The organism is Luteimonas huabeiensis HB2, assembly GCF_000559025.1.
Taxonomy (GTDB): domain Bacteria; phylum Pseudomonadota; class Gammaproteobacteria; order Xanthomonadales; family Xanthomonadaceae; genus Luteimonas; species Luteimonas huabeiensis.
In genome coordinates this window covers 72616-99288 of the sequence record NZ_JAAN01000031.1, presented here as the reverse complement: position 1 = coordinate 99288, position 26673 = coordinate 72616, and the positions used below count along the sequence as shown (strand labels likewise).

The following is a 26673-nucleotide window of genomic DNA, read 5'->3' as shown; positions in this document are numbered from 1 at the left end:
CTGCGACAATGCGCATCGGGGCGGCCCGCTCGCCGCCCGCGGAGATCTCCATGCTCGTGATCGGCATCGCCGGCACCGAACTCGCCGCACAGGAGCGCGACTGGCTGCAGCACGACGCCTGCGCCGGGGTGATCCTGTTCAAGCGCAACTTCGCCTCGCGCGACCAGGTGGCCGAGCTCTCGGCGGCGATCCGCGAGGCCGCGCCGCGCCCGCAACTGGTCTGCGTGGACCAGGAAGGCGGGCGCGTGCAGCGCTTCCGCGAAGGCTACAGCGACCTGCCGCCGCTGGAAGCCTTCGGCCGCCGCTATCGCGAGGACCCGCAGGCCGCGCTGGCCGCGGCCCGCGAGCACGCCTGGCTGATGGCCAGCGAGGTGCGCGCCAGCGGCGTGGACCTCAGCTTCGCGCCGGTGGTCGACCTGGCCCGCGGCAACCTCGCCATCGGCGACCGCGCCTTCGACGCCGCGCCCGAAGTGGTCGCCGCGTTCGCCCGCGCCTACGTGCAGGGCATGCACGAGGCCGGCATGGCCGCCACCCTGAAGCACTTCCCGGGCCACGGCTCGGTGCGCGAGGACACGCACTTCGACGCCGCCGTCGACGACCGCCCGCTGGAAGCGATCCGCGCCGAGGACCTGGTGCCGTTCGCGGCCGGCATCGCCGCCGGCGCCGATGCGGTGATGCTCGCCCACGTGACCTATCCGCAGGTGGCGCCGGAGCCGGCCGGCTACTCGCCGCGCTGGATCGGCGACATCCTGCGCGGCGAGCTGGGCTTCCGCGGCGTGGTGTTCTCCGACGACATCGGCATGGCCGCGGCGCATTCGGCCGGCGGCGTGCGCCAGCGCATCGACGCGCACCTGGATGCCGGCTGCGACGTGGTGCTGGTCTGCCACCCGGAGCTGGTCGCCGAATCGCTGGCCGCGGTGGAAGGCCGGCGCCTCAACACCATGGCCCTGACCGGCCTGATCGGCCGCGGCGCGCGGGGCTGGGACGGCCTGCTCGCCGATGCCCGCTACGGCGCCGCGCGCGCCGACCTGCCAGGAGGCTTCATCGCATGACCCCCAGACTCGCCGACGCGCTGCGCGATGCCGAACTGCTGCACGACCGCGCCGCGCTGGATGCCGCCATCGCGCGCATGGCCGACGCCATCCGCGCCGACTATCGCGACGACGAGCCGCCGCCGCTGTTCGTGACCGTGATGCACGGCGGCCTGCCGTTCGCCGCCCAGCTCGCGTTCGCGCTCGGCGAGCGCGGGCTCGACCTCCAGTTCGATTACCTGCATGCCACCCGCTACCGCGGCCAGACCGCCGGCTCCGGCCTGGCCTGGCTGCACCGGCCGGCCACGCCGATGCGCGATCGCCGCGTGCTGCTGGTCGACGACATCCTCGACGAGGGCCACACCCTGCAGGCGGTGAGCCGCTGGTGCGAGGACCAGAACGCGGCCGAGGTGCGCGTGGCCGTGCTCGCGGTCAAGCGCCACGACCGTTGCGTGGACGGCGTCTGCGCCGACTACGTCGGCGTCGAGGTGCCGGATCGCTACGTGTTCGGCTACGGCATGGACTACCACGAGCAGGGACGCAACCTGCCCGCGATCTACGCGTTGGCCGGATGAGCGCGATGAACGGGATCGACCTGGCGGTCATCGGCGGCACCGGCCTCTACCGCATCGCCGAGCTGGAGGACGTGGAGACCCTGCAGCCCGACACGCCCTACGGCGCGCCGTCCGGGCCGGTGCGCGTGGGCAGGCTCGACGGCCGCCGCGTGGCCTTCCTCGCCCGCCACGGCGAGGGCCATTCGGTGCCGCCGCATCGGGTGAACTACCGCGCCAACCTCGCCGCGCTGCACGCGCTGGGCGCGCGGCGGGTGGTGGCGCTCAACACCGTCGGCGGCATCGGCGAGCGCTTCGGCCCGCGCGTGCTCGCCTGCCCGGACCAACTGATCGACTACACCTGGGGCCGCATCGCCACCTTCTGCGAGGAACCGGGCAGCGAGGTGCTGCACGTCGACTTCGGCGACCCCTACACGCCATCGCTGCGCCGGGCGCTGCTCGCCGCGGCGGCGGCGGCGGGCGTGGCGGTGGTCGACGGCGGTTGCTACGGCGCCACCCAGGGACCGCGGCTGGAGACCCGTGCCGAGATCGCCCGCCTGCGCCGCGACGGCTGCGACCTCGTCGGCATGACCGGCATGCCGGAAGCGGGGCTGGCGCGCGAGCTGGGCCTCGACTACGCCTGCCTGGCGATCGTCGCCAACTGGGCGGCGGGCGCCGGCCCGGTGGCCGACGAGGCGATCACCTTCCAGGACGTGCTCGACAACGTCGCCGCGGCCTCGTCCGGCATCGCGCCGCTGCTGCGCCGGCTGGTGGCCTAGGCTGTTACGGCCTCGGGTCGCAGGTTTTCCCCTCCCCGCATGCGGGGGCACCCTGTTTTTCCCTTCCCCCGCAAAGCGGGGGGGGGGGGCATCCCGTTTTTCCCTTCCCCCGCAAAGCGGGGGAAGGTGCCGAAGGCGGATGGGGGCACACCGCAGGCGTGCGAACGTGCCCTCATCCGGCGCTGCGCGCCACCTTCTCCCGCTTGCGGGAGAAGGGACGGCATGCGCCCGCTCGCGGGAGAAGGAGCGACATGCGCCGGCTCGCGGGAGAGGGCGCGACATGCGCCCGCCTGCGGAAGGAAGGACAGCTTCGGCGCGGCGCCCTATCGGCCGTCCGTCCAGTCCACGCCCTTCGGCGTCCGGCCGATGCCGGGGTTGAAGGCGTTGCGCGGGTCGAGCGCGCGGTAGAACGCCGCCAGCGCGGGCTTGGCGCGGTACAGGTGGCCGACGTTGTGCTCGGCCGGGTATTCGGCGCCGCGCGCGTCCAGGCGCGCCCACATCGCATGCTCGATCGCCAGCGGGTCGTGGCCCTTGCGGACGATGTAGTCCTGGTGGAACACGTGGCAGAGGAAGTGCCCGTAGTAGAGCCGGGCGACCAGCGCGTCGTCGATCTCCGGCGGCAGCGTCTCGACCCAGTCGCGGTCGTTGCGGCGCAGGGCGATGTCCAGCGCGACGATGTCGGCGACGCTGCGCCGGTGGGTGTCGCGGTAGCGGATCGCCGCGCTGGCCACCGCGAAGCGGTGCAGGAAGGCCTTGCGCGCTTCCTCGGCGTCGCAGCGGAACCAGCCGCCGTTCGCGCTGCCGGCGAAGCGTTGCGCCAGGAACGCCTCCGTGGCCGCCGCGGTGCCTGAGCCGACCTTGAGCAGCAGGTGGTGTTCGTAGCGCGCGCGGAACTCGCGCATGCGCCGCGGCAGGTGGCGGGGCAGCAGCGCGGTCAGCGCCTGCAGCGCGTGGTCGGTCGCCCCGCGCAGGCCGATGCGCTCGCACCAGCCGTCGATGCGGCTCTTGAGGGCGAACGCGGCCGGCACCTTGTCGGTGCCGAAGCGGTCGATCAGCAGGAACACGTCCTTGCCGTAGCGCTCGCCGATGTCGTAGGCGTCGCGGTGGATGTACTCGCCGGCGATCGGCAGTTCGTCCAGCGCGGTCAGCAGGTGGCGGCGGATCGCGGTCAGGTCGTCGGGGTCGTTGCTGCCGACGTAGAACACCGTCGCGCTCTCGCGCGCGAAGGTGTCCAGGCGCACCGCGAACACCGCCAGCCGGCCGGCCGAGCCGGAGGCCTCGTACAGCCGCGACGGGTCGGCGTTGTAGCGCGCCGGTGTCGGCGCATCGACTTCGCGCACGTCGCGCGCGTAGCGCGGGTCGGAGGCGGCGCGCGCCGGATCGTCGCGGATGTCGGCCGCCGAGTAGTCGGCGGCCTGCAGGCGCGACAGGATCGTCTCCGGGTCGTCGCCCAGCTCGATGCCCAGGTGGTTGACCAGGCGCAGTGCGCCGTCCTCGCCGAGCCGTGCGAACAGCGCCAGCTCGGTGTAGGCCGGGCCGCGCCGTACCAGCGCGCCGCCGGAGTTGTTGCAGATTCCGCCGAGCACCGAGGCGCCGATGCACGAGGAGCCGATCACCGAGTGCGGCTCGCGGCCCAGCGGCGCCAGCGTCTTCTCCAGCCGGTCGAGGGTGGCGCCGGGCAGGCAGACCACCTGGCGGCCGTCGCGGATCGGCTGCACGCCGTCCAGGCGGCGGGTGCTGACCAGCACGATCTCGCGGTCGTAGCCGTCGCCGTCGGGCGTGGAGCCGCCGGTCAGCCCGGTGTTGGCGGCCTGCATGATGACGATGCGGCCCGCATCGACGATCGCCTGCAGCGCCCGCCACATCTCGACCAGGCTGCCCGGCCTGACCACCGCGAGCACCGGGCCTTCGCCGAAGCGGTAGCCCTTGCGGTAGCCGCGCGTGGCCTTGTCGCCGGTCAGCACGTGGCGCGCGCCGGCGATCTCGCGCAGGCGCGCCAGCAACCGTGCGGCGGGGACGGCGGCGCCGGTCGCCGGCCGGCTCATGGCGAGACGGCGCGGTCGCGCTCGGCCGCGGCGAGGGTGTCGCGGCCGATGTCGGCGACGGTGCGGGCGCCGGTCAGGGTCATCGCCACGCGCATCTCGCGCTGCAGCAGGTCGAGCAGGTGCTCCACGCCCGCGCCGCCGGCGGCCGCCAGCGCGTAGACGAAGACGCGGCCGAGCAGCACCGCGTCGGCGCCGAGCGCCAGCATGCGCACGATGTCCAGGCCGTTGCGCACGCCCGAGTCGGCCAGGATCTTCAGCTCGCCGCCGACCGCGTCGGCGATCGCCGGCAGCGCGCGCGCGGTCGACAGCACGCCGTCGAGCTGGCGCCCGCCGTGGTTGGAGACCACGATGCCGTCGGCGCCGAAGCGCACCGCGTCGCGCGCGTCCTCGGGGTCGAGGATGCCCTTGATGACCATCGGACCGGTCCAGAACTCGCGGATCCATTCCAGGTCCTTCCACGAGATCGACGGATCGAAGTTCGCCGCCAGCCAGCCGATGTAGTCGGCCAGCCCGGTGGGGTGGCCGCGGTAGCGCGAGATGTTGCCCAGGTCGTGCGGGCGGCCGAGCAGGCCGACGTCCCAGGCCCAGCGCGGGTGGGCGGCGGCCTGCAGCATGCGCCGCAGCGGCGCGTTCGGTCCGCTCATGCCCGAGTGCGCGTCGCGGTAGCGCGCGCCGGGGGTGGGCATGTCGACGGTGAACACCAGGGTCGAGCAGCCGGCCGCCTGCGCGCGCTCCAGCGCGTTGCGCATGAAGCCGCGGTCCCGCAGCACGTAGAGCTGGAACCACATCGGCCGTTCGATCGCCGGCGCCACCTCCTCGATCGGGCACACCGACACCGTGGACAGCGTGAACGGGATGCCGCTGGCGGCTGCGGCGCGCGCGGCCTGGACCTCGCCGCGGCGCGCGTACATGCCGGTCAGGCCGACCGGCGCCAGCGCCGCCGGGAACGCCAGCCGCTCGCCGAACAGTTCGGTCGACAGGTCCAGCTCGGCGACGTCGCGGAGGATGCGCTGGCGCAGCGCGACGTCCTCGAGGTCGGCGACGTTGCGGCGCAGGGTGCGCTCGGCGTAGGCGCCGCCGTCGATGTAGTGGAACAGGAACGGCGGCAGCCGGGACTGCGCGGCGGCGCGGTAGTCGGTGGAGGCGGAGATGATCATGGTCGCGGGAGTCTTCAGCGGTGCGACGGGGGCAGGCGCGAGGCGCGCGCGCGGCGCGCCTCGTTGTCGTCGAGCTCGCGCAGCGAGGTGTGCACGAATTCCAGGTGGGCGTGCGCGGCGGCGCGCGCGCGCTCCGGGTCGCCGGCGAGGACCGCGTCGCGCATCTCGCGGTGCTGCACCGACAGCGGCTCGAAGGTGCGTGGCGACAGGTAGAGCTTTTCGCGGCTTTGCGAGATGTTGGTCTGCAGCAGCTCGAACAGGCCGCGCATGACCTGCAGCAGCACCAGGTTGTGCGAGGCCTCGGCGATCGACAGGTGGAACGCGGCGTCGGCCCGCGCCTCGCCGGCCGGGTCGTTGCGGCCGTGCACGGACATCATCGAATCGAACGCCGCGGCGATGCGCGCGCGGTCGTCGCCGGTCGCGCGCAGCGCCGCGTGCCAGGCCGCCATGCCTTCCAGCGCGTGGCGGATCTCCAGCACGTCGAAGCGGTACTCCGGGTCGCTGCGGAACACCGAGACGTAGGGCATCAGCGGTTCGATGGCCGCCCGGTCGGCCGCGTCGCGGGCGAGCACGTAGGTGCCGCCGCCTTGGCGCGCGCGCAGCAGGCCGAGGCTCGACAGCCGGGCGATCGCCTCGCGCAGCGCGGCGCGCGAGACCCCGAGCTCGAGCGCCAGCGCGCGCTCGGCCGGCAGGCGGTCGCCGGGCCGCAGGTCGCGGTCGCGGATCAGCGCTTGCAGCCGCTCGGCGACGCGGTCGGGCAGGCGCGCGGCCGGCGCGTCCTCGCGAGGCGGCGGTGCGGGCGCGGTGCGGCGGGGCGGCGGGGTCACGGGATCATCCAGGGCAGCACGTGCGCCTGCAGCGTGGTGATGATGCCGACCATCGCCGCGAAGGCCAGGCTGTGCTTGACGGTGAAGCGGAACAGGTCCGATTCGCGGCCGGCCAGGCCGACCGCCGCGCAGGCGATCGCGATCGACTGCGGCGAGATCATCTTGCCGGTCACGCCGCCGGTGGTGTTGGCCGCCACCAGCAGCACCTCCGGCACGCCGATCTGCTGCGCGGTGTTGGCCTGCAGCGCGGCGAACAGCGCGTTGGCCGAGGTGTCGGAACCGGTCAGGAACACGCCGAGCCAGCCCAGGAACGGCGAGAAGAACGTGAACGCATCGCCGGTGTGCGCCATCGCCAGCGCCAGCGTCGCCGACAGGCCGGAGTAGTTGGCGACGAACGCGAACGCCAGCACCATGCCGATCGAGTAGATCGGCGTGCGCAGTTCCTTCAGCGTCTCGCCGAAGGTGGCCACGGCCTGCGCCGGCCGCATCCGCAGCAACGCGATCGAGATCAGCGCGGCGATCAGGATCGCGGTGCCGGTGGCCGAGAACCAGTCGAAGCGGTAGACCGCATCGTAGGGCGCGGCCTCGCCGACGATCGGCGGCGTCTTCTCCACCAGCCGGTGCAGGAACGGAACCGGGACCGCGAGCACCCAGTCCTGCAGCGCGCCGCCCGGCGCGAACAGCGCCTTGAACGGCTTGACGCTCCAGATCGACACCATGGCGGTCAGCACGATGAAGGGCGACCAGGCCTTGACGATCGCGCCGGTCGAGTGGCGCGCCGGCGGCGCCGGGGCCCGCACGGGCGCCGCGCCGCCGGCCGGGGCGTCCGCCGCATCCGGCTCGAAGCGGAAGATGCGCCGCGGCTGCCACACCCGCAGGAACAGCGTCAGGCAGACCAGCGAGGCGATCGCCGAGGTGATGTCGGGCAGTTCCGGGCCGATGTAGTTCGAGGTCAGGAACTGCACGATCGCGAACGAGCCGCCGCCCACCAGCACCGCCGGCCAGGTCTCGCGGATGCCGCGCCAGCCGTCCATGATCGCCATGATCCAGAACAGCACGATGATCGTCAGGAACGGCAACTGGCGGCCGGCCATCTGGCCGATCTCGAACGCGTCCAGGCCGGTGACCTGCCCGGCGACGATGATCGGGATCCCCATCGCCCCGAACGCGACCGGGGCGGTGTTGGCGATCAGGCACAGCCCGGCCGCGTACAGCGGCTTGAAGCCCAGCCCCACCAGCAGCGCCGCGGTGATCGCCACCGGCGCGCCGAAGCCGGCCGCACCCTCCAGGAAGGCGCCGAAGGCGAAGCCGACCAGCAGCATCTGCAGGCGCTGGTCCTCGGTCACCGAGAGGATCGAGGCGCGGATGATGTCGAACTGGCCGGTCCTGACCGAGACCTTGTAGAGGAACACCGCGCCGATGATGATCCACGCGATCGGCCACAGGCCGTAGACGAAGCCGTAGGCGGCCGAGGCCAGCGCGCGGTCGGCCGGCATGCGGTAGAACAGCAGCGCGACCGCCAGCGCGAGCAGCACGGTCAGCGTGCCCGCCAGCCAGCCCTTGAGCCGGGCGACGACCAGGGCGAAGAAGAAGAACGCGATCGGGATCGCGGCGACGGCGCTGGAGATCCAGAGGTTGCCGGCGGGGTCGTAGAACTGCGGCCAGGGCTGCATCGGCGCGGTGGTCCCGGAAGCTGAGCGGAAGGGCGGCGCGCGTCGCGGGCCGGGGTCGTGCACGAAGGCGTTGGTACGCCTGATTGGTATGACCAATAATGCAGGGATACCGGTGTTCGGCTGGGATTAGACGCGCAGTAAGGCCGCGGGGTCAACTGAGACCATAGGCTAAGTCGATATTGGTCATACCAATTGAGTCTGGCCGTCTCGATCGACTGGCCGGGCGGTGCCGCCCGCCGGATGCTGGACACGCTGCGGATGCCGCCGCTTCGGCGGTCGCCGCCGTGCATTCCGCGGAAGCTGCAAACGCGATCACACTTCGGCGGTCGCCGGATGCGCTCGCCGCCGACCGTCGCGTCCATTCCCGCCGCCATGCGTCCTCGATCGGCGGCGATCGGATTGCAAGCGCCGGAAATTGCTTCGATACTCGGGCCGTGCGTCCCGGCGCACGCTATCGCATCCAGACGAGGTGGAAGGGTTATGCAATACGGCACAGTGAAGTGGTTCAACGATGCCAAGGGTTTCGGCTTCATCGCCCCGGAAGACGGGGGATCGGACGTATTCGTCCATTACTCGGCCATCGAGTCCAAGGGCTTCCGCAGCCTGCAGGAAGGTCAGCGCGTCAGCTACGAGGTGACCCAGGGGCCGAAGGGCGCACAGGCCTCCGGCGTTTCCCCGGTCGCCTGACGGCTCGGGCCCGTCCTGTCCAGGCCCCGCGTCCGCGCGGGGCCTTTTTCGTGGAACCCGTTCGAATTCTTGCTGCGCTTGCCAGCTGGCGCGCGTGCGGTGCGCCAGCGATGGCGGCCATGAATGCTCTGTGCCGCTCGTGCACTGCGCTTGCTGCGCTGCGCCACGCGCCACCCGGCTGCGCTCGCGGCAGGATTTGAACCGGTTCCGGGGGATGCGCGCATGAGCCGCGAGCTGTCGATCGCAATCGTCGGTTACGGCACCGCCGGCCAGGCCGCCGCGCTGCTGCTGTCGCGCGATGGCCACCGGGTCGAGGCGTTCGAGCGCGCGCCGCAGCCGCGCCCGGTCGGCGCCGGCTTCCTGCTGCAGCCCACCGGCCTGGAGGTGCTGTGGGAGCTCGGGTTGCTGGAGTCCGCGTTCGCCCACGGCGCGCGCATCCTGCGCCTCTACGGCGAGACCGATGCCGGCCGCCCGGTCATGGACATGCGCTACGCCGAGCTGGAGCCGCGCCTGTTCGGGCTCGGCCTGCAGCGCGGCACGCTGTTCTCGCTGCTCGACCGCGCCTGGACCTCGCGGCGTTCGCTGCGCGCCGGCTGCGCGATCGTTTCGGTCGACGTGCGCGAGGGCCGGCTGACCGACGCCGACGGCCATCGCCACGGGCCCTACGACCTGGTGCTGGTCGCCGACGGCAGCGGCTCCTCCCTGCGCGGCCAGGTCGCGCCCGCGCGCTACGACCGCCCCTATCCCTGGGGCGCGCAGTGGTGCCTGGTCGAGACCGGCGCCTGGCCCTGGCCCGCGGAACTGCGCCAGCGCTACCGCCGGGCCCGCTGCATGGCCGGCATGCTGCCGGTCGGCACGCATCCCGACGATCCGGTGCCGCGCACCAGCTTCTTCTGGAGCGTGCCCGCCGCCGCGCTCGAGGATGCCGCATGGCCGGGCGAATCCGCCTGGCGCGCCGGGCTCGACGCGCTCTGGCCCGAGGCCGGCGAGCGGCTGGCCGCCACGCCGGTGCCGCAGGGGCTGGCGCGGGCGCGCTACCGCGATGCGGTCCACGCGCGCTGGTACGCCGGCCGCGCCGCGCTGATCGGCGATGCCGCCCACGCGATGAGCCCGCAGCTGGGGCAGGGCGTCAACATGGCCCTGCTCGACGCCCGCGCCCTGCGCGACGCGTTGCGCGCGCACGCCGACGTGGAGCGCGCACTGGCGCAGTGGCAGCGCGCGCGGCTCGCCCACGTGCGCGTGTACCAGCGCTGGAGCCGCTGGCTGACGCCGCTGTTCCAGTCGGATCTGGACTACGCCGCGCGCCTGCGCGACCGGGTCTTCCATCCGCTCACCCGCGTCCCCGGGCTGCGCGCCCAGAGCCTGCGGGTGCTGACCGGCACCCGCCTGGGCTGGTTCGGCACCTTCGCGCTGGCGCCGGCGTTGCTCGACGCGCTCGCGGCGGCGGCGGCGCCCGCGCCGGCCTACACTGATCCGGTCGAAGCGGGAGGCCTGCCATGAACGCCGAATCGTCCGCGGCCGCGCTGGCCGCGCTGAACCAGCCGCCGGAGTTCGCGCCGCGCGACCTGTGGGCCGACGACGCCGCGCTGCGCGAGGCCCTCGCCCGCGAGGGCGGCGGCGACTGGGCCGAGGCGATCGCGAGCTACGGCGCGCTCGCCGGCGACACCCTCTACGCCCTCGGCTTCGACGCCAACCGCGACCGCCCGCGCCTGCGCACCCACGACCGCTTCGGCCAGCGCATCGACCGGGTGGAGTTCCACCCGAACTACCACGCGCTGATGTCGCAGGCCATCGGGCATGGCGTGGCCGGCCTGTCCTGGCGCGAGCCGCGCGCCGGCGCGCACGTCGCCCGCGCGGCGCTGAGCTACCTGCACCACCAGGCCGAGGCCGGCACCAGCTGTCCGCTGACCATGACCCATGCCGCGGTGCCGGTGCTGGCGCGCGAGCCGCGCCTGCGCGACTGGGTCGCGGGCATCGCCGCCTGCGTCTACGACCCCGCCGACGCGCCGGCCGCCGCCAAGCGCGGCCTGACCGTCGGCATGGGCATGACCGAGAAGCAGGGCGGCAGCGACGTGCGCGCCAACCGCACCCTCGCCACGCCGCTGCAGGCCGAGGGCGAGTACGCGCTGCAGGGGCACAAGTGGTTCTTCTCGGCGCCGATGTCCGACGGCTTCCTGGTGCTGGCGCAGGCGCCGGCCGGCCTGAGCTGCTTCCTGATGCCGCGCTGGCGCCCCGACGGCCTGCGCAACGGCTTCCGGCTGATGCGGCTCAAGGACAAGCTCGGCGACTGGGCCAACGCCTCCAGCGAGGTCGAGTTCGACGACGCCTGGGCGTTGCGGATCGGCGACGAAGGCCGCGGCGTGCAGACCATCATCGAGATGGTCATGCTGACCCGGCTGGACTGCATGCTCGGCTCCGCCGCCGAGATGCGCATGGCGCTGGCGCAGGCCGTGCACCATGCCCGCCACCGCGCCGCGTTCGGGCGCGCGCTGGCCGCGCAGCCGCTGATGCGCAACGTGCTGGCCGACCTCGCCCTGGAGGCCGAGGCCGCGCTGGCGCTGGCGATGCGCGTGGCGCGCGCGGTCGATGTCGGCGCCCGCGGCGACGCCGCCGAGGCGGCGTTCGCCCGCGTGGCCACCGCGATCGGCAAGTACTGGGTCTGCCGCCGCGCGCCGGTGGTGGTCAACGAGGCGCAGGAGTGCCTCGGCGGCGCCGGCTACGTCGAGGAATCGATCCTGCCGCGGCTGTACCGGCAGGCGCCGCTGAACTCGATCTGGGAGGGCAGCGGCAACATCCAGTGCCTGGACGTGCTGCGCGCGCTGGCGCGCGAGCCGGCGAGCGGGCGCGCGCTGCGCGAGGAACTGCGCGCGGCCGCCGGCCGCGACCCGGCCTACGACGCCGCGCTCGAGGCGCTCGACGCGGCGCTGGCGCGGCAGGCCGACGAGACGGCCGAGGCGCGCGAGCTGGGCGCGCGCCGGCTGGTCGAGCGGCTGGCGCTGGCCTTGCAGGCCGGCGTGCTGCTGCGCGCCGGCAATCCCGCCGCGGCCGCGTTCTGCCGCAGCCGCCTCGGCGGCGAGCACGGCTTCGCCCTCGGCACGTTGCCGGCCGGGACGGACTTCGTCGCGCTGATCGATCGCGCGCTTCCGTAGCGGGCGGGGACCGGGGGTGCCCCGGCGGCGGATTTTCCCCCGCAGGCGGGGAGCACGCTGTTTCGGGAGAAGGGACGACATGCGCCCGCTCGCGGGAGAAGGAACAACATGGCCCCGCTCGCGGGAGAAGGGGCGGTGTACTCCCGCTTGCGGGGGAAGGGACGACATGCCCGCGCTTGCGGGAGAACGGACGACCGGCTCCGCTCGCGGGAGACGGGGCTGCTTCGGCGCTGCAGGCCGGCTGCAGGCCGAATGTCGATGCCCCCTAGAACCAGTCCTGCAGCGAGATGCCCAGGCCGACGTAGGTGGCCTTGTGGTTGTAGTCGATCAGGCTCTCGCCGTAGCCGTGGAACAACTGCAGGTGGCCGCGCACGTTGCGCAGGCCGGGATGCAGCGGGAAGCCCCAGTCGAACTGCAGCGCGCCGTGCGAGCGGTCGCCGCCGCGCAGCGAGTGCCGGCCCATCAGGGTGAAGCGCTGCTCGCCGCGCACGTGCATCAGGGTCAGATCGCCGCGGCCGACGTAGTCCTCGATGTCCGGGTTGTCGTCGTCGCTGCCGTCGCTCAGGCGGACCCAGGGGCGCGCCACCAGTGCCCAGTTCTCGCGGTCGAAGCCGAAGTTGAACATCAGCCGGTTCCAGCTGCGCGACAGCGGGTCGCTGCGGCCGTTGGACTGGTGGTTGATGCCGATCGCGCTCATCCGCCCGCGCCAGCCGCCCGGCAGGCCGTAGCCGTTGCGGAACACCAGCAGGACTTCGGGCTCGTAGTTGGTCTCGCGGAACGGACGCGAGTTGTCGGTGTTGTAGACCTGCCAGCGCGAGCTCTGGGTGTAGCCCAGCCAGATGTCGCCGTTGTCGCCGAACAGGTTCTCCCAGGCCTTGGTCTTGAAGCTGAGCTGGAACTTCGTCTCCAGGCTGTCGAGCGACTGCGGCGTGGTGACGGTGTTGTCCGGGTTGGGCGAGGACGGGGTGTCGTTGACGTCGCTGGTCCAGAACGCCGGCAGCAGGTACATGGGCTTGTAGACGCGGAAGTTGAACAGCCCGAGCTTGGAATCCTTGGCCAGCTCCCAGCGGGTGTCGAGCAGCGAGCCCTTGCCGACGTTGGCGATGGCCTCGCGCGTCTGCGCGTCTTCCTGGGCCTGGAACACCTCATTGCTACGCCTCCACGGGCGCCGGCCCTCGCCGCCGCGTTCGGCGTCCTCCGCTGCGGCGCGGGCCTGTTCGGCGGCGGCGTCGGCGCTCGCCGGGTTCAGGCTCTGGCGCCCGGCGAGCTGGTCGTAGCACTGCAGGCGCTGGGCGTCGTTCTCCAGGCCGGCGCAGGCGGCGATGCCGGCGGGCTCGGCGGCCATCAGCGGTGCGGCGGCCAGTACGCCGGCGAGGGCGCAGGTCAGTCGGTCGAGGCGGGGCATGCGGGTTCTCGTGGCGAAGGCGGCAGGGTGAGGGGCACGGGCGTGGGCGGCGGGTGAAGGCGGGCCGCCCGCTAGCGGCCGGCCCACCAGGCCAGCGCGAAGACGCCGATCATTGCGAAGGCCAGCATCAGTTTCAACGCGACCGCGACCGCCACCCCGATCCAGGTGCCCAGGCCGACCCGGGTGGCCTCGCCCAGCGCGGGCGCGTCCAGGCGCCGGCGGTGCAGCAGTTCGCCGGCCATCGCGCCGGCGAACGGACCCACGAAGATGCCCGGAATGCCGAAGAAGATGCCCACGAAGGTGCCGATCACCGCGCCCGCCAGCGCCTTGCGGCTGGCGCCCACGCGCTTGGCGCCCATCGCCGTGGCCCAGAAGTCAACCAGGAACGACAGCACCGTCAGCAGCGCCAGCAGCGCCAGCGTCAACGGCCCGACGTGGACGAAGCCGTCGACCCAGGCGGCCAGCAGCAGGCCCGCGAACACCAGCGGGATGCCCGGCAGGGCCGGCAGGATCGTGCCCAAGAGGCCCACGATCACCAGGACCGCGGCGAGCGCGTAGAGGAAGGGTTCGGTCTGCATCGAGGGGGCTCCCGGAAGGAGCGGGCAGGGCGCCCGCGGCGGATTGCATTCTCCCGGAGGCCGGGGTAATTTGCTCGCGCTGTGTTTGTCAAGGTCACCGTGAACCGTGGCCTGGATGCAGTCGAGTCGCGTTGGACGAGCCCGCTCGCATGTTCCACCGGTCCGCTACATCGCTAGATCTGCGCTTCCCTCCTTGCAACCAGCCGCCGGCGACGGCGTCCATCGTACAGGCCAGCCGATCCGTTCCAGGGAGTGACGCGCATGTCAGATCGTGAAATCGGTACCGTGAAGTGGTTCAACGACGCCAAGGGCTTCGGATTCATCAGCCGCGAGAGCGGCGAGGACGTCTTCGTGCATTTCCGCGCCATCCAGGTGCAGGGCTTCAAGAGCCTCAAGGAAGGCCAGCGGGTCAGCTTCACCGTGGTCAAGGGCCAGAAAGGCCTGCAGGCCGACGCCGTGCAGCCCGCCTGACCCGCGCTGCGCGCGGTCCTCTGACGAGAAAAAACCCGGCCTTGCGGCCGGGTTTCTTTTTGCGCCTGCGCTGGCGGCCGCGCTCAGAGCGCCCAGGCCCGGCCGTCGCGCACCTGCACCGCGGAGCCTTCGCGCAGCCCGCCCACCTCGCTCTGCACCAGCACCACGGTGCGGCCGTCGTTGAGGCGGACGTGGACGTCGTACAAGCCGCCGCTGCCGGTGCGGTTCTGGATCGCGTTGCCGGCGACCGCGCCGGCCACGGCGCCGCCGGCGGTGGCGACGTTGCGGCGCCCGTCGCTGTCGGTGTTGCGCCGCGCCAGTTCGCGGCCGGCGACCGCGCCGACGATGCCGCCGATCACCGGGCCGGCCACGTTCGGCTGGCTGTCCGGGCGGCGTTCGATCCGGGTGACGGTGCCGCAGTCGCGGCAGCTGGGCGCGCCATAGCCCGAACCGTAGCCGGGGCTGGAACCGTAGCCCGGCCCGTAGCCGGGCGAGGAAGCGCAGCCGGCGAGCGCCAGGGCGGCGGCGACGGCGGTGGTGGCCAGCAACGGGGTCTTCATCGCGTTTCTCCGCATTCGGATGGGGGCATGCGCGATCAGCGCATGGCGCGACGTTAGGACCGGATTCGTGAACACGCCGACAATCGCGCCGGCCATCCGCCTGCGCGGCCGGCGCGGAGACGGTCTGCGTTCACGCGCGGCGCGCGCGCCGGATCAGCCGCGGAAATCCTGGTGGCAGGCGCGGCAGGCGTTGGCGATGTCGCGCGTGGCGCTTTCCAGCCCGGCGCAGTTGAGCGGCGGCGAAGCGAGATTGGCGTCCAGCGAGCGGCGCATCTGGCTCGCGGCCTGGGCGAAGCGCTGATCGTCGCGCAGGTCGGGGAACGCCGGCTCGAGGTCGTCGGCCAGCGTGCGCAGCGCGCGCAGGTGCGGCAGCAGGTCGGTGGCCGCGCAGCGGTTCTCCTCGACCTTCGCCCGCAACTGCTCGGCATGCCACTGGGTGACCTGCATGAGGCTTGTGGGGAAACGATCGGCGCGGGCCTGCAGCGCGCGAACGATCATCACCGTCGCCACCGCGCCGACCACCAGGCCGACGAGGAACAGGAACAGGTAGCGCTGCGCGGCGGACGGGCCGCGCGGGCGGGACGGGCTGGCGGGGGACGGTGCGGACATCGCGGGCTCCTTGGCTGGCGTCGCCTATAGGATGCCCCCTCGCGCGGGCGCTGTCGCGCGCGCCGGCCGCGCGGCGTCTCGAGCGGCGCGCGCGTCCAGCGCGGGACCACGCGCGCCGAAGGCCCGCCGCGCGCTCTAGAATTCGCGCATGGACGAGACCTGGAGCGAGCGCTTCGGCGGCATCGATCGCCTCTACGGGCGCGGCACGGTGGCCGCGCTTTCGCGCGCGCACGTGGCCGTGGTCGGCCTGGGCGGCGTCGGCTCGTGGGCAGTGGAGGCGCTGGCGCGCAGCGGCGTGGGGCGGCTGACCCTGATCGACGCCGACGATCTGTGCGTGTCCAACACCAACCGCCAGTTGCCCGCGCTGGCCGGCCAGTACGGCCGCGGCAAGGCCGAGGCGATGGCCGAGCGTTGCCTGGCGATCAACCCCGCGATCCGGGTGGCGCCGGTGGCGAGCTTCCTCACCCCGGGCAACCTCGACGCGCTGCTGGGCCCCGGCTACGACCTGGTGCTCGATGCCTTCGACAGCTTCCGCGCCAAGGTGGAGGCGATCGCGTGGTGCCGCCGCCGGCGCCAGCCGGTGCTCACGGTCGGCTCGGCCGGCGGGCGCATCGATCCCACCCTGGTGCGCGTGCGCGATCTTTCGCGCACCGAACACGACGCCATGCTGGCGCTGGTGCGCAAGAAGCTGCGCGCCGACTTCGCCTTCCCGCGCAGCCCGCAGCGCTACTTCGGCGTGCCGGCGGTGTACTCGCTGGAGAACGTGCGCTACCCGCAGCCCGATGGCTCGGTGTGCGGCCTGCGCCCGAAGCTCGATGGCGAGGCGGCGCTCAAGCTCGACTGCGGCGGCGGGCTCGGCGCCGCCACCCACGTCACCGGCGCGTTCGCGTTCGCGGCCGCCGGCAAGGCGATCCAGATGCTGCTCAAGCGCTCCGCACCGGCGGGCGCGGCGGCCGACGCGTAGGCGAGGCTCAGGCGCCCTCGGTCGCGACGCCGAACAGCCGCGCGGCGTTGCGCGTGGTCGCCGCGGCGATGGCCTCCGGCGCGGCTCCGCGCAGCCGCGCGACCGCCTCGCACACGGCCACCAGCCGCGCCGGTTCGTTGCGTTCGCCGCGGTGCGCGCAGTCCGGCTGGTCCGGGGCGTCGGTCTCCAGCAGCAACTGCTCCAGCGGCACCGTGGCGACCACGCGGTGCATGCGCCTGGCGCGCGCGTAGGTGACCGGGCCGCCGATGCCGATCAGGAAGTCCAGCCGCTGCAGTTGCCTGGCCTGCTCCTCGCTGCCGGCGTAGCTGTGGACCACGCCGCGCACGCGGCCGACACGGCGGATCGCCTGGATCACGGCTTCCACCGCGCGCCGCGCGTGCACGATCAGCGGCAGTCCGCTCTCGCGCGCCAGTTCCAGCTGGCCCTCGAAGTAGCGCTGCTGGGCGTCGCGGTCCAGGTCCTCGAGGTAATGATCGAGCCCGCATTCGCCGATGGCCACCGGGCGCTCGCGCGCGACCCAGTCCGCCAGCGCGTCCAGGTCCTCGGCGCGGTGATGGGCGAGGAAGGTGGGGTGCAGCCCGTAGGCGGCATGCAGCCCCGCGTCGGCGGCGCAGGTCTCGCGCAGCGCCGGCCATTCCTCGCGATGGGTGCCGGGCACCAGCTGCCAGCGCACGCCGGCCGCGCGCGCGCGCGCCACCACCGCATCGCGGTCGCGGTCGAACTCGGGCGCGTCGAGATGGCAGTGGCTGTCGAACAGCATCGTCCGGTCAGCGCCGGCGCTCGGCGCGTCCGTCGATGGGCGGCGGCGTCCCGCCCTCGTCCTTCGGGCGCTTGAGCCGGGCCAGCAGCAGCGTGCCCAGGCCCAGCAGCAGCTCGTCCACCAGCGGGATCGGGTCGGGGATCACCACGCTCAGCGCGAACAGCGCCGCGGTGACGGCGAACAAGCGCGGGTAGCTGAGCCGGCCGAGCCAGCGCAGCGCGGGGGCCAGGAACAGGTATCGCATCGCAAAGCGCTCCGCTTGGGGAAGGGCCGGCAGCGTGGGGGCCACCGCGCACCGGCCGGATCACGCTAGCACGCGGCGCGCCGATCCCGCGTTCAGGGGAAATCTCGGGAAAGCGTTTTCCTGGCGGTATCCATTCAGGAAGAAAGTGTTGCAATCGCGCCGATCCCCCCACCTCAGGACGCCGCAAGCGTCCCCGACAAGGAGCGAACGATGAAGAACAACACCTTGGCTATCGCGCTTGCATCGCTGCTGGTGGGCGGCGTCGCGGTGGCGGCGTTCCAGAACAACCGCGACGACCGCCCGGCCGGCGAAGGCATCGAGACCGTGGCGGGCGACACGCTGCCTGCGGGCGGGCGCGTGGAATACGCGGACGTGGTGCGGGTGGAGCCGGTGACCGAGCGGCAGGATCTGTACGCGACCGTGCTGGGCAGCGAGCCGATCCGCGAAACCACCACCCACGCCACGCCGCGGGAAGTCTGCGAGGACGTCGTCGTGCAGGAGCGCCTGCCCGAGCGCGACGGCAACGTCGGCGGTACCGTGGCCGGCGCGATCATCGGTGGGCTGGTCGGCAACCAGATCGGCGGCGGCAACGGCCGCAAGCTGGCCACCGCGGCCGGCGCCACTGCCGGCGGCTTCATCGGCAACCGCGTCGACCGCAACCACGTCGGCGGACGGGTGGTGGAGCGGGTGGATCGCCAGTGCCGCACGGTGCAGGACAGTTCGCAGTCCTCGCGGGTCGTGGCCTACGACGTGACCTACCGCAATCCGGACGGCAGCACCGGCACGCTGCGCACCGACAGCAAGCCGGGCGAGCGCATCAAGCTCGGTACCGAGGACGTGCCGGTGGCCTACGAGGTGACCTACCGCTACGGCGGCCAGGAGCGCACCGTGCGCATGGATCAGCGTCCGGGCGAACGGCTGCCGGTGCTGGACGGGCAGGTCGTGACCCAGACCGCGGCCATCGACGCGAGCGACCGACTGCAGTAGCGGGCGACCGGAACGATGTCAGGGTCATGGGCCGGCGCGAGCCGGCCCATTTCGTTGGGCGCCTCCCTGCGCGATCGAGACGCGCGGCAGGCGCGGCTCATCGCGCCGGTGCGCATGCCGGGCCGGCCTGCGCGATCCGCGGCGCCGGCGGGCCTTCGCGCAGATAGCGGGCCAGCGCGTCGTCGAGCGCCGGCATCGCGAACGCGCGCGAGGAGCCGAGCGCGCTGTAGCGCGGGCGCCGGGCGGCCAGGCCGAGTTCGGCATGCGGGCGGGCCCGCAGGCCGGCGACGTCGGCGCCGGCCATGCGCGCCGCGCGACGGGCGAATTCGGCCCAGGTGAGCGCGGTACCGCTGGCCAGGTGCCAGATCCCGGATTCGGCGTCGATCAGCAGGTCGAGGCAGGCGTGCACCAGGTCGGGCACGTAGGTGGGCGAGACGGTCAGGTCGTCGGCGGCGTCGAACCGGCCGCCGGCGCGCAGCGCGCGCAGCGCATGGGCGAGGAAGTTGGCCTCGTCCCAGGGGCCGAAGAACGCGCTGGTGCGCACGACCAGCGCGCCGGGATGGCGGTCGAGCGTGCAGGCTTCCGCGCGCGCCTTGCAGCGCCCGTACACGTTCAGCGGCGCGACGGCGGCGTCTTCCGGATAGGGGGCGCTGCGGGCGCCGTCGAAGACGAGGTCGGTCGAAAAGGTGACCAGCGGGATCCCGGCGCGCGCGCAGGCCGCCGCGAGGTTCTGCGCGCCGAGCACGTTCTCGCGGAAGCAGCGCTCGGGGTCGGTCTCGGCGTCGTCCACGCGCACGTAGCCGGCGGCGTTGATCACCGCCCACGGTGCGCAGGCATCGAGGGAGCGCTCGACCGCCGCCGGGTCGGCGATGTCGAGTTCGGCCCTGGCCAGCAGCCGGTGATCGAGCGCGCGCTGGCCGCAGATCAGGGAGAACGCGCGGCCGAGCGTGCCGGCGCCCGCGATCAGGATCGGCGCGCTGCGCGCGCCCGGCTGCGGCCCCGGTTCGGGCGGTCCGGGCACCGGGGCGGCGCGTGCGTACAGCAAGCGCGACGGGCGGCGCCACCAGCCCGGCTGCGCCAGCACCGGATGCGCGGGCGGATCGCCGCGCGCGAGCGCGGCCGCCATCCGCGCGATCGCCGTCGTCCTCGCCCGGCCGCGGCGGACCTCGAAGGCGCCGGGCTCGTAGTGGCCGCGGCGCTGGGTGAGCAGGCGGTCCCAGTCGTAGCTGCCCAGCAGCGCCCACAGGGTGACCGCACGGACGTCCGCGCCGGCCTCGCGCGCGCGCTCGACCGCCCGCCAGGTTTCGGCCAGCCAGCGCAGCTGGTCCTCGCGCGGGGCATGCAGGTGGCTCTCGGTGACCGCCAGCGGCAGGCGGTAGCGCGACCACGCTTCGCGCAGCAGGGCGGACAGGCCGGCGCTCGGCGGCGACAGCACCCGGGCCGCTTCCACGTCGGCGTAGCGGTGGCGCCCGTTGCCGCCGCGGCATTCCGGCGGATAGCGCTCCGGATCCTCGTCGAGGTAGCGCTCACTGGTGACGTAGTGGTTCACGCCGACGACGTCCGGCCGACAGCGATGCGCCGCGAACCACAGCAGGTCCTCGGGCTGCGCCCGGCAGCATTCCACCAGCCAGGACCAGAGCGGGTGGTCGCTGCCGACGCGGCCGTACAGCAGGTCCCAGCCCAGCCAGCGCAGGTGGTTGTTGAAGTCGGCCTGGTACTGGAGCGGCGGCGTCGCGTACGTCCTGCCGAGATCGTCGGTCTGCACCAGCCTGGCCCGCGGCTGGACGCGGCGGATGGCCCGCATGGCCTGCGCGATGCCGCGGCACTGCGCGTGCAGCGCGCGCCAGAACGACGGCGGATCGCGGCGATGCGGGTACCAGTGGCCGTACAGGCCGCTGAAGCGCGCGGTCGTCAGCGGCTCGTTCACCGGCGTGTAGTCGAGCACCCACGGATAGCGGGCGGCCACCGCGCCGGCATAGGCGGCCAGCTCGTCCGGAAAGGCGGGATCGAGCAGGCTGGTGTGGCGCGGGCCGCTGCCGTGATGCAGCAGCCCGACGATCGGGCGGATGCCCAGCGCGCGGATCCGCTGCAGGCAGGCGTCGGGCCAGCGCCAGTCCGCGTCGCGCAGGCCGCGCGGCGCGACCCGTTCCCACAGCACCGGTTGCCTGAGCGCGCGCACGCCCAGCGCGGCGAACGCGTCGATGTCGCCGGGGCGGGGGCAGCCGCCGTAGTCGAACTGGCTGGAGTAGCCATCGCCGATGCGAACGACCGAGCACTCGACGCCGCCCCACAGTTCGATCGGGCCGGGGGCGCATCCGCGGGCTCCGTCCCGCGCCATGGCGTCAGCGCAGTCCGGCCGCCAGTGCGTCCGCTTCGTCGGGCGCGGCGCCGGTCTTCTGCAGCACGTACTGCGCCGCCTTGAGGGCGGCGCCGACGCACTGGTCCATGTTGTAGTAGCGGTACTGCGCCAGGCGGCCGACGAAGGTGACGTCGCGCTCCTTCAGCGCCAGCGCCTCGTAGCGCTTGAACAGCAGTTCGTTTTCCGGCCGCGGCACCGGGTAGTAGGGATCGCCTTCGGCGATGGGATACTCGCGCACGATCGAGGTGCCCGGATGCGCCTGCCCGGTGAGATGCTTGAATTCGGTGATCCGGGTGTAGGCATGTTCGTTGGGATAGTTCACCGTGCCCACGGCCTGGTAGCGTTCGGTCCCGGGGTGGTGCTCGTGCTCGAAGCGCAGCGACCGATAGGGCAGCGGGCCATAGCGATGGCCGTAGAAGGCGTCGATGGGGCCGGTGTAGACCAGATGGTCGTGGCGCAGGCGCTCGCGCTCGCGGAAGAAGTCGACGCCCAGCTCGATCGCGATCTTCGGATGGTCGAGCATGCGCTCGAACATCCGCGTGTAGCCTTCCAGCGGCATCGCCTGGAACTTGTCGGTGAAGTAGCGATCGTCGCGGTTGGTGCGGGTGGGAATGCGCGCGGCGACCGAGGCGGCGAGCTCCGAGGGGTCCAGCCCCCACTGCTTGCGCGTATAGCCCTGGAAGAACTTGCGGTACAGGTCGCGCCCGACCGCATCGACCACCACGTCCTCGCTGGTGAGGATCCGTTCGCGGGGCTCGCGCACGCTGTCGAAGAAGCCCTGGATGGTGCGTTCGTCCAGCTGCAGGCCGTAGAGGCGGTTGACCGTGTCGATGTTGATCGGCAGCGGCACCAGCATGCCGTCCACGGCGGCCAGCACGCGATGCTCGTAGGGGCGCCAGCCGGTGAAGCGCGACAGGTAGTCGTAGATGCGCGCGCTGTTGGTATGGAAGATGTGCGGCCCGTAGGGGTGGACCAGCACGCCGTGGGCATCGAGGCGGTCGTGCGCGTTGCCGCCGATGTGCTCGCGCCTGTCGATCACCCGCACGTCCAGGCCGCGCTCGGCCAGCTCCCGGGCCACCACCGCGCCGGAGAATCCGGCGCCGACGACCGTCACCGCGGTCATGGCCGGCGCACCGATGCGGCGCGCACGGGCACGACGGCGTCGAGCAGCTCCCGGCGCATCGTATCGACCGTGGCGTCCCACGTCGCGCCTTGCGCATGGGCGCGCGCCGCCTGCAGCCGCTCGGCGTGCGGCGCGCGCGCCGCCTGCGCGACGGCGTCCAGGAACTCGGCCGGCGAGCGGGCGACGGCGACGAAGGCGGAGAAGTTGCGCACCACGTCGGCCACCGCGGTGGAGACGACCGGCTTGCCGGCGGCCATGTATTCCAGGGTCTTGGTCGGGTTGATGTAGCGGGTGGCCTCGTTGAGGGCGAACGGCATCAGGCAGACGTCGAATCCCTTGATCAGCGCCGGCAGCCGCTCGTAGGGCTGCTGCCCGAACCAGTGGATGTTGGGCAGGTCGGGCAGGTCTTCGCGTTCGACCTTGGCCAGCGGGCCGACCATGGCCACCGAGGCCCGCGGAAACGCGCGCGCGAGGGATTCGATCAGCGCGTAATCCAGCCGCTCGTCGATCACGCCGACGTAGCCGAAGACCGGGCCAGGCAGCGCGGCCAACGCTTCGGGAACCCGCGTCGCCTCGGCCTGGGCCTTGGCGAAATGCGCCACGTCCACGCCGCAGCCGTGGAAATACACGGTCGGATGGTGCCGGGACTTCGAGCGGAACAGCTCGTGGCCGCCGGTGAATACGACGTCGGCGCGGGCGAGCAGCTGGCGTTCGCGTTCCGGCAGGTCGGCTGCGGCGAAGCGGAAGTTGGCGAGTTCGTCCATGCAGTCGTAGACGGTACCGCAGGCGCCGAAGGCGCCCAGCAGCGCCGGCGCGGGCATGGGCGAGTAGAACCATTGCACCGGCGCGCGGAACCGATCCTTCAGCAGCGGGTGCTCCGCCAGCGCCGCCTCGATGAGCGGGCGCAGCAGGCGCCACTGCGCATCGACGTCGCGTTCGCCGGCCGAGCGCGGCAGCCTGGGGACCAGCCGCACCACGCCGGGGACCGGCTCGCTCAGATCGAGTTGCGCGCGCTCGCCGTCGCCCGCGAGAGGGTCCTCGATGAACAGCACGCGATGGTGCCTGGCGAGCCGGGAGAGGATCTGCTGCGGGCGCTGCCAGACGAAGTCCCAGCGAAGGTGGCAGTGCACGACGATCGGGAACGCGGACTCGTCGCGGCCCGGATCGTCGAGGGCGGCAGCGGCCCGCCAGGGGACCGGCGCGTCGAGAGGCTCGAAGCGATCCTGGCGCTCCCCGATCGCGTACGAGCCGCTTCCGTACAGTGGGACGCTCGCATCCGTTGCCTTGGTCATGTCGGAAGTTCCTCGTGGGTTGCCGGAGTATTCGAACGCTGCGGTCGCGAAGCGGTGAACGCCGCGGGCGAATCCGGCTTCATGCCGGCGTCGCCTCCCTTGCACGGGCCCGTGACATGCGCGCTGCTACTGCTGTGCGGCCACCCCGGCTTGCCAGGAGACCCCAGCGATGGCCAAGACGCCGAAGAAGACGACCAAGACGACGAAGACGACGAGGACAACGGCGAAGAAGAAGGCGCCGGGCAAGCGCGCGGCGGCGGTGTCCGCGGCGCGCGCATCCGACAGCGCGCCGGCCCGCGCTCCCGCGCGCGGGACCGGCGACCCGCAGGCCGAACAGGCCGCGGACACCCAGGCCACCGCGGCGGGCTTCGGCTACAACGACAACAAGGCGGCCGAATACGGCCGTGGCGCGGCGACCTTGCCGCCGGCGGGCAAGACGTTTCCGCCGCCTTCCGACCTCGCGACCGCGAGCACGCTGGCGGAATCGAATCCCTCGGCCAAGGTCGGCACGAAGGCGCGGCCGGGCGGCAATCCCACGGTGGAATCGCTCGACCGGGTGCGCGTGGACGCCTCGCAGCGCCCGCTGACCACCAACCAGGGCGTGCCGGTCGCCAACAACCAGGATTCGCTGAAGGCGGGCCTGCGGGGGCCGGCGCTGCTGAAGGATTTCATCCTCCGCGAGAAGATCACCCACTTCGACCACGAGCGCATTCCGGAGCGGATCGTGCATGCGCGCGGCTCGGGCGCGCACGGCTATTTCGAATGCTACGAGGCGGTGCCGGACCTGACCTGCGCGGCGCCGTTCCAGGAAGCCGGCAAGCGCACGCCGGTGTTCGTGCGCTTCTCGACCGTGGCCGGCGAGCGCGGCTCCAAGGACACCGCGCGCGACGTGCGCGGGTTCGCGGTGAAGTTCTACACCGAGCAGGGCAACTGGGACCTGGTCGGCAACAACATCCCGGTGTTCTTCATCCAGGACGCGATGAAGTTCCCCGACCTGGTGCACGCGGTGAAGCCGGAGCCGCACCACGCCATGCCGCAGGCGGCCTCGGCGCACGACACCTTCTGGGATTTCGTCTCGCTGATGCCGGAATCGACCCACATGCTGCTGTGGCAGATGTCCGACCGTGCGATCCCGCGCAGCTACCGGATGATGCAGGGCTTCGGCGTGCACACCTTCCGCTTCGTCACCGCCGAGGGCGTGTCCACCTTCGTCAAGTTCCACTGGACGCCGCTGCTGGGCACCCACGCCCAGCTGTGGGACGAGGCGGTCAAGACCTCTGGCTGCGATCCGGATTTCCATCGCCGCGACCTGTGGGACGCCATCGAGGCCGGCGAGTACCCGGAATGGGAGCTCGGCGTGCAGGTATTCTCCGAGGAAGAGGCCGAACGCTTCTCCTTCGACGTGCTCGATCCGACCAAGATCGTGCCCGAGGAACTGGTGCCGCTGCGGCCGCTGGGCCGGCTGGTGCTGGACCGCAACCCGGACAACTTCTTCGCCGAGACCGAGCAGGTCGCGTTCTGCGCCGCGCACGTGATCCCCGGCATCGATTTCACCAACGATCCGCTGCTGGCCGGGCGCATCCATTCCTACGTCGATACGCAGATCTCGCGGCTGGGCGGCCCCAACTTCCACGAGATCCCGATCAACGCGCCGATCGCGCCGGTGCACAACAACCAGCGCGACGGCATGCACCGGCAGGCGATCCATCGCGGCCGGGTGGCCTACGAACCGAACTCGCTCGGCGGCGGCTGCCCGTTCCAGGCCGGCAGCGCCGGCTTCGTGCCCTTCCCGGAGCCGGTGGAACAGGACGAGGTGCGCGGGCGGCCGGAGAAGTTCGCCGAGCATTTCAACCAGGCCACGCTGTTCTACGACAGCCAGAGCCCGGTGGAGCAGGCGCACATCGTGGCGGCGTTCCGCTTCGAGCTGTCGAAGGTGACGGTGCCGGCGGTGCGCGAGCGCGTCGTGTCGATGCTGCGCAACGTTTCCGACGACCTGGCCGGCCGCGTCGCCGAGGGCCTGGGCATGCCGCTGCCGGAGCCGATGCCGCGGGCGCTGCCGGATCCGCCGGCGCCGGAGGTGAAGACCTCGCCGGCGCTGTCGATGCTGGCGCGACCGGGCGCGGGCGGGATCCGCACCCGCCGGGTCGCGATCCTCGTCGCCGATGGCGTGGACGCCGGCGCCGTCGTGCGCCTGCAGGCGCGACTGCTGGAGGAAGGCGCGGTGGCGCGGCTGGTGGCGACCTGCGTCGGGCCGGTAGTGGCCGCCGACGGCACTGAACTCGATGCCGACGCGTCGTTCGAGAACGAGCCCTCGGTGCTGTTCGACGGCATGGCCGTTCCCGGCGGCGACGAATTGCATCTGCGCCTGGCCGAGGACGGCAGGGCGGCCGAGTTCGCCAAGGACCAGTACCGCCATTGCAAGGCGATCCTCGCCCTCGGCAGCGGCGTCGACTTCCTGGAGGCGGCCGGCGTGCCTCTGGACGAAAGCGATGCCGGCTTGATCCTGGCGCGCGGGGGCGGCGAGCGCGAGGACGGGCTCGCCGACCGCTTCGTGCTCGCTCTGTCGCGGCACAAGACCTTCGAGCGCGAGCGCGATCCGCCGCTGATCTGACCTCCGCCGGCCGCCGCCCCGCCTTGTCCGAGTTCGCGCGTTCGTCGAGGACGGCGCGCGGCGCGGGATGCGCGCGCCCGATCGTGGACTGAAGGCGCATCGCGCGATGCCCGTCGCCACCCGGCAGCGGGCCGCGGCCCTCGCGGCCGCATCCACCTACCGCCGCAAGGCGCGGCCGCAACAGGAGACCCATGACCAAGACCAACCAGGAACGTCTGCTGGAATGGCTGTCCGACGCGCATGCGATGGAGAGCGAGGCCGAGACCATGCTGAAGGGCCAGGCCGCGCGGCTGGAGCACTATCCGCAGCTGCAGCAGCGCATCCAGCAGCACGTCGAGGAGACCCGCGAGCAGGCCCGCCTGCTGGAGCAGCGCATCGAGGCGCTCGGCGGCTCGCGCTCGACGATCAAGGATGCGCTGGGATCGATGGCCGCCTCGCTGCACGCCGCCGGCAACGCGATGATGAGCGACGAGGTGGTCAAGGGCTCGGGCATGAGCTACGCCTTCGAACACCTGGAGATCGCCACCTACCGCGCGATCATCGCCGCTGCGCGCAAGGTGGGCGATGCCGAGACCGAAGCGGTCTGCCGGCGCATCCTCGCCCAGGAGGAAGCCATGGCCGACTGGCTGGCCGGCCACCTCGACCAGGTGGTGCTGGACTACCTGGCCCGCGACGAGACCGAGGGGCAGACCGCCAAGCGCTGACCGGCGCGGCGCCGCGCGCCGGTCGCGGCCCGGCCGGGGGCGCAGGAGCGCCCGCGCTCAGCGGCGGCCGGTCCCGGGCGATCCCG

The 26673-nt window shown here is 72.8% G+C and carries 24 protein-coding genes; 11 read left to right on the top strand and 13 right to left on the bottom strand.

Annotation, left to right across the window (positions count from 1 at the left end; all coding sequences use genetic code 11):
* Positions 1–50: 50 nt before the first annotated feature.
* From nagZ to Z164_RS0112790, 3 genes are read left to right on the top strand one after another with little or no spacing between them, the layout of a single operon-like run.
* A complete protein-coding gene (gene nagZ, locus Z164_RS0112800; protein WP_024891085.1) occupies positions 51–1052 on the top strand; it encodes a beta-N-acetylhexosaminidase in 1002 nt (333 codons plus the stop codon).
* Positions 1049–1606: a hypoxanthine-guanine phosphoribosyltransferase gene (locus tag Z164_RS0112795; protein WP_024891084.1), complete on the top strand. Its 558-nt coding sequence runs from the start codon at positions 1049–1051 to the stop codon at positions 1604–1606. The genes nagZ and Z164_RS0112795 overlap by 4 nt, the downstream gene beginning before the upstream one ends.
* A complete protein-coding gene (locus Z164_RS0112790) occupies positions 1603–2361 on the top strand; it encodes an S-methyl-5'-thioinosine phosphorylase (RefSeq protein WP_024891083.1) in 759 nt (252 codons plus the stop codon). The genes Z164_RS0112795 and Z164_RS0112790 overlap by 4 nt, the downstream gene beginning before the upstream one ends.
* Positions 2362–2684: 323 nt before the next feature.
* Here Z164_RS0112790 and dld read toward each other — a convergent pair whose 3' ends face one another.
* The 4 genes from dld to lldP form a co-directional block, all read right to left on the bottom strand.
* Positions 2685–4406, bottom strand: coding sequence for a D-lactate dehydrogenase (gene dld, locus Z164_RS0112785; RefSeq protein WP_024891082.1), 1722 nt, complete (start codon positions 4404–4406; stop codon positions 2685–2687).
* Complete coding sequence (lldD, locus tag Z164_RS0112780; protein ID WP_024891081.1) at positions 4403–5563, bottom strand: FMN-dependent L-lactate dehydrogenase LldD; 1161 nt, start codon at positions 5561–5563, stop codon at positions 4403–4405. The genes dld and lldD overlap by 4 nt, the downstream gene beginning before the upstream one ends.
* Positions 5564–5577: 14 nt before the next feature.
* Entirely contained in the window at positions 5578–6324 is a 747-nt protein-coding gene (gene lldR / locus Z164_RS0112775; RefSeq protein ID WP_043690065.1) for a transcriptional regulator LldR, read from the bottom strand.
* Between the two features lie 62 nt (positions 6325–6386).
* Complete coding sequence (gene lldP / locus Z164_RS0112770) at positions 6387–8063, bottom strand: L-lactate permease (RefSeq protein ID WP_024891079.1); 1677 nt, start codon at positions 8061–8063, stop codon at positions 6387–6389.
* 480 nt (positions 8064–8543) lie between these two features.
* Between lldP and Z164_RS0112765 the strand changes: the two genes are divergently transcribed.
* From Z164_RS0112765 to Z164_RS0112755, 3 genes are all read left to right on the top strand, one after another.
* Positions 8544–8750, top strand: a complete 207-nt coding sequence (locus Z164_RS0112765) for a cold-shock protein (protein WP_024891078.1) — start codon at positions 8544–8546, stop codon at positions 8748–8750.
* Between the two features lie 222 nt (positions 8751–8972).
* Positions 8973–10250, top strand: coding sequence for an FAD-dependent oxidoreductase (locus tag Z164_RS0112760; RefSeq protein WP_024891077.1), 1278 nt, complete (start codon positions 8973–8975; stop codon positions 10248–10250).
* Positions 10247–11899, top strand: a complete 1653-nt coding sequence (locus Z164_RS0112755; RefSeq protein ID WP_024891076.1) for an acyl-CoA dehydrogenase family protein — start codon at positions 10247–10249, stop codon at positions 11897–11899. The genes Z164_RS0112760 and Z164_RS0112755 overlap by 4 nt, the downstream gene beginning before the upstream one ends.
* A 265-nt stretch (positions 11900–12164) precedes the next feature.
* Here the strand turns inward: Z164_RS0112755 and Z164_RS0112750 are convergent, their stop codons facing one another.
* Together Z164_RS0112750 and Z164_RS0112745 are read right to left on the bottom strand one after the other, a co-directional pair.
* Complete coding sequence (locus Z164_RS0112750) at positions 12165–13304, bottom strand: phospholipase A (RefSeq protein ID WP_024891075.1); 1140 nt, start codon at positions 13302–13304, stop codon at positions 12165–12167.
* A gap of 71 nt (positions 13305–13375) precedes the next feature.
* Entirely contained in the window at positions 13376–13882 is a 507-nt protein-coding gene (locus tag Z164_RS0112745) for a DUF456 domain-containing protein (RefSeq protein ID WP_024891074.1), read from the bottom strand.
* A 261-nt stretch (positions 13883–14143) separates the two neighbouring features.
* Between Z164_RS0112745 and Z164_RS0112740 the strand changes: the two genes are divergently transcribed.
* A complete protein-coding gene (locus Z164_RS0112740; protein WP_024891073.1) occupies positions 14144–14353 on the top strand; it encodes a cold-shock protein in 210 nt (69 codons plus the stop codon).
* Between the two features lie 83 nt (positions 14354–14436).
* Here the strand turns inward: Z164_RS0112740 and Z164_RS0112735 are convergent, their stop codons facing one another.
* Together Z164_RS0112735 and Z164_RS0112730 are read right to left on the bottom strand one after the other, a co-directional pair.
* Positions 14437–14913 (bottom strand): glycine zipper 2TM domain-containing protein, encoded by a 477-nt coding sequence (locus Z164_RS0112735; protein ID WP_024891072.1) that lies wholly within the window; start codon positions 14911–14913, stop codon positions 14437–14439.
* Positions 14914–15066: 153 nt separating this feature from the next.
* Positions 15067–15522, bottom strand: coding sequence for a hypothetical protein (locus Z164_RS0112730; RefSeq protein WP_024891071.1), 456 nt, complete (start codon positions 15520–15522; stop codon positions 15067–15069).
* A gap of 148 nt (positions 15523–15670) precedes the next feature.
* Between Z164_RS0112730 and Z164_RS0112725 the strand changes: the two genes are divergently transcribed.
* Positions 15671–16486: a tRNA threonylcarbamoyladenosine dehydratase gene (locus Z164_RS0112725; RefSeq protein WP_024891070.1), complete on the top strand. Its 816-nt coding sequence runs from the start codon at positions 15671–15673 to the stop codon at positions 16484–16486.
* Between the two features lie 7 nt (positions 16487–16493).
* Here the strand turns inward: Z164_RS0112725 and Z164_RS0112720 are convergent, their stop codons facing one another.
* Together Z164_RS0112720 and Z164_RS0112715 are read right to left on the bottom strand one after the other, a co-directional pair.
* Positions 16494–17267: a TatD family hydrolase gene (locus tag Z164_RS0112720; protein WP_024891069.1), complete on the bottom strand. Its 774-nt coding sequence runs from the start codon at positions 17265–17267 to the stop codon at positions 16494–16496.
* Between the two features lie 7 nt (positions 17268–17274).
* Entirely contained in the window at positions 17275–17511 is a 237-nt protein-coding gene (locus tag Z164_RS0112715; RefSeq protein ID WP_024891068.1) for a DUF6116 family protein, read from the bottom strand.
* 210 nt (positions 17512–17721) lie between these two features.
* Between Z164_RS0112715 and Z164_RS0112710 the strand changes: the two genes are divergently transcribed.
* On the top strand, positions 17722–18498 hold the full coding sequence (locus Z164_RS0112710; RefSeq protein ID WP_024891067.1) for a glycine zipper 2TM domain-containing protein: 777 nt from the start codon (positions 17722–17724) through the stop codon (positions 18496–18498).
* A gap of 97 nt (positions 18499–18595) precedes the next feature.
* Here the strand turns inward: Z164_RS0112710 and Z164_RS0112705 are convergent, their stop codons facing one another.
* The 3 genes from Z164_RS0112705 to Z164_RS0112695 are packed head-to-tail and all read right to left on the bottom strand — an operon-like array spanning position 18596 to position 23272.
* Positions 18596–20836, bottom strand: a complete 2241-nt coding sequence (locus Z164_RS0112705; RefSeq protein WP_024891066.1) for a family 1 glycosylhydrolase — start codon at positions 20834–20836, stop codon at positions 18596–18598.
* 4 nt (positions 20837–20840) lie between these two features.
* Positions 20841–21980, bottom strand: a complete 1140-nt coding sequence (gene glf, locus Z164_RS0112700) for a UDP-galactopyranose mutase (protein WP_024891065.1) — start codon at positions 21978–21980, stop codon at positions 20841–20843.
* Positions 21977–23272, bottom strand: coding sequence for a glycosyltransferase (locus Z164_RS0112695; RefSeq protein ID WP_024891064.1), 1296 nt, complete (start codon positions 23270–23272; stop codon positions 21977–21979). The genes glf and Z164_RS0112695 overlap by 4 nt, the downstream gene beginning before the upstream one ends.
* A 169-nt stretch (positions 23273–23441) precedes the next feature.
* On the opposite strand from Z164_RS0112695, the gene Z164_RS0112685 reads away from it, so the two are divergent.
* Complete coding sequence (locus Z164_RS0112685; protein WP_043690019.1) at positions 23442–25883, top strand: catalase; 2442 nt, start codon at positions 23442–23444, stop codon at positions 25881–25883.
* Between the two features lie 191 nt (positions 25884–26074).
* Entirely contained in the window at positions 26075–26587 is a 513-nt protein-coding gene (locus Z164_RS0112680) for a ferritin-like domain-containing protein (RefSeq protein WP_024891062.1), read from the top strand.
* The last annotated feature ends 86 nt before the right edge of the window (positions 26588–26673 follow it).

Coding starts and splice junctions, on each gene's coding strand:
- dld (WP_024891082.1), bottom strand. CDS start 4,406: ATGAGCCGGCCGGCGACCGGCGCCGCCGTCCCCGCCGCACGGTTGCTG.
- lldD (WP_024891081.1), bottom strand. CDS start 5,563: ATGATCATCTCCGCCTCCACCGACTACCGCGCCGCCGCGCAGTCCCGG.
- Z164_RS0112680 (WP_024891062.1), top strand. CDS start 26,075: ATGACCAAGACCAACCAGGAACGTCTGCTGGAATGGCTGTCCGACGCG.
- Z164_RS0112695 (WP_024891064.1), bottom strand. CDS start 23,272: ATGACCAAGGCAACGGATGCGAGCGTCCCACTGTACGGAAGCGGCTCG.
- Z164_RS0112685 (WP_043690019.1), top strand. CDS start 23,442: ATGGCCAAGACGCCGAAGAAGACGACCAAGACGACGAAGACGACGAGG.
- glf (WP_024891065.1), bottom strand. CDS start 21,980: ATGACCGCGGTGACGGTCGTCGGCGCCGGATTCTCCGGCGCGGTGGTG.
- Z164_RS0112715 (WP_024891068.1), bottom strand. CDS start 17,511: ATGCGATACCTGTTCCTGGCCCCCGCGCTGCGCTGGCTCGGCCGGCTC.
- Z164_RS0112745 (WP_024891074.1), bottom strand. CDS start 13,882: ATGCAGACCGAACCCTTCCTCTACGCGCTCGCCGCGGTCCTGGTGATC.
- Z164_RS0112720 (WP_024891069.1), bottom strand. CDS start 17,267: ATGCTGTTCGACAGCCACTGCCATCTCGACGCGCCCGAGTTCGACCGC.
- Z164_RS0112740 (WP_024891073.1), top strand. CDS start 14,144: ATGTCAGATCGTGAAATCGGTACCGTGAAGTGGTTCAACGACGCCAAG.
- Z164_RS0112755 (WP_024891076.1), top strand. CDS start 10,247: ATGAACGCCGAATCGTCCGCGGCCGCGCTGGCCGCGCTGAACCAGCCG.
- Z164_RS0112795 (WP_024891084.1), top strand. CDS start 1,049: ATGACCCCCAGACTCGCCGACGCGCTGCGCGATGCCGAACTGCTGCAC.
- Z164_RS0112790 (WP_024891083.1), top strand. CDS start 1,603: ATGAGCGCGATGAACGGGATCGACCTGGCGGTCATCGGCGGCACCGGC.
- Z164_RS0112735 (WP_024891072.1), bottom strand. CDS start 14,913: ATGAAGACCCCGTTGCTGGCCACCACCGCCGTCGCCGCCGCCCTGGCG.
- Z164_RS0112725 (WP_024891070.1), top strand. CDS start 15,671: ATGGACGAGACCTGGAGCGAGCGCTTCGGCGGCATCGATCGCCTCTAC.
- Z164_RS0112760 (WP_024891077.1), top strand. CDS start 8,973: ATGAGCCGCGAGCTGTCGATCGCAATCGTCGGTTACGGCACCGCCGGC.
- Z164_RS0112710 (WP_024891067.1), top strand. CDS start 17,722: ATGAAGAACAACACCTTGGCTATCGCGCTTGCATCGCTGCTGGTGGGC.
- Z164_RS0112750 (WP_024891075.1), bottom strand. CDS start 13,304: ATGCCCCGCCTCGACCGACTGACCTGCGCCCTCGCCGGCGTACTGGCC.
- Z164_RS0112730 (WP_024891071.1), bottom strand. CDS start 15,522: ATGTCCGCACCGTCCCCCGCCAGCCCGTCCCGCCCGCGCGGCCCGTCC.
- Z164_RS0112765 (WP_024891078.1), top strand. CDS start 8,544: ATGCAATACGGCACAGTGAAGTGGTTCAACGATGCCAAGGGTTTCGGC.
- lldP (WP_024891079.1), bottom strand. CDS start 8,063: ATGCAGCCCTGGCCGCAGTTCTACGACCCCGCCGGCAACCTCTGGATC.
- nagZ (WP_024891085.1), top strand. CDS start 51: ATGCTCGTGATCGGCATCGCCGGCACCGAACTCGCCGCACAGGAGCGC.
- Z164_RS0112705 (WP_024891066.1), bottom strand. CDS start 20,836: ATGGCGCGGGACGGAGCCCGCGGATGCGCCCCCGGCCCGATCGAACTG.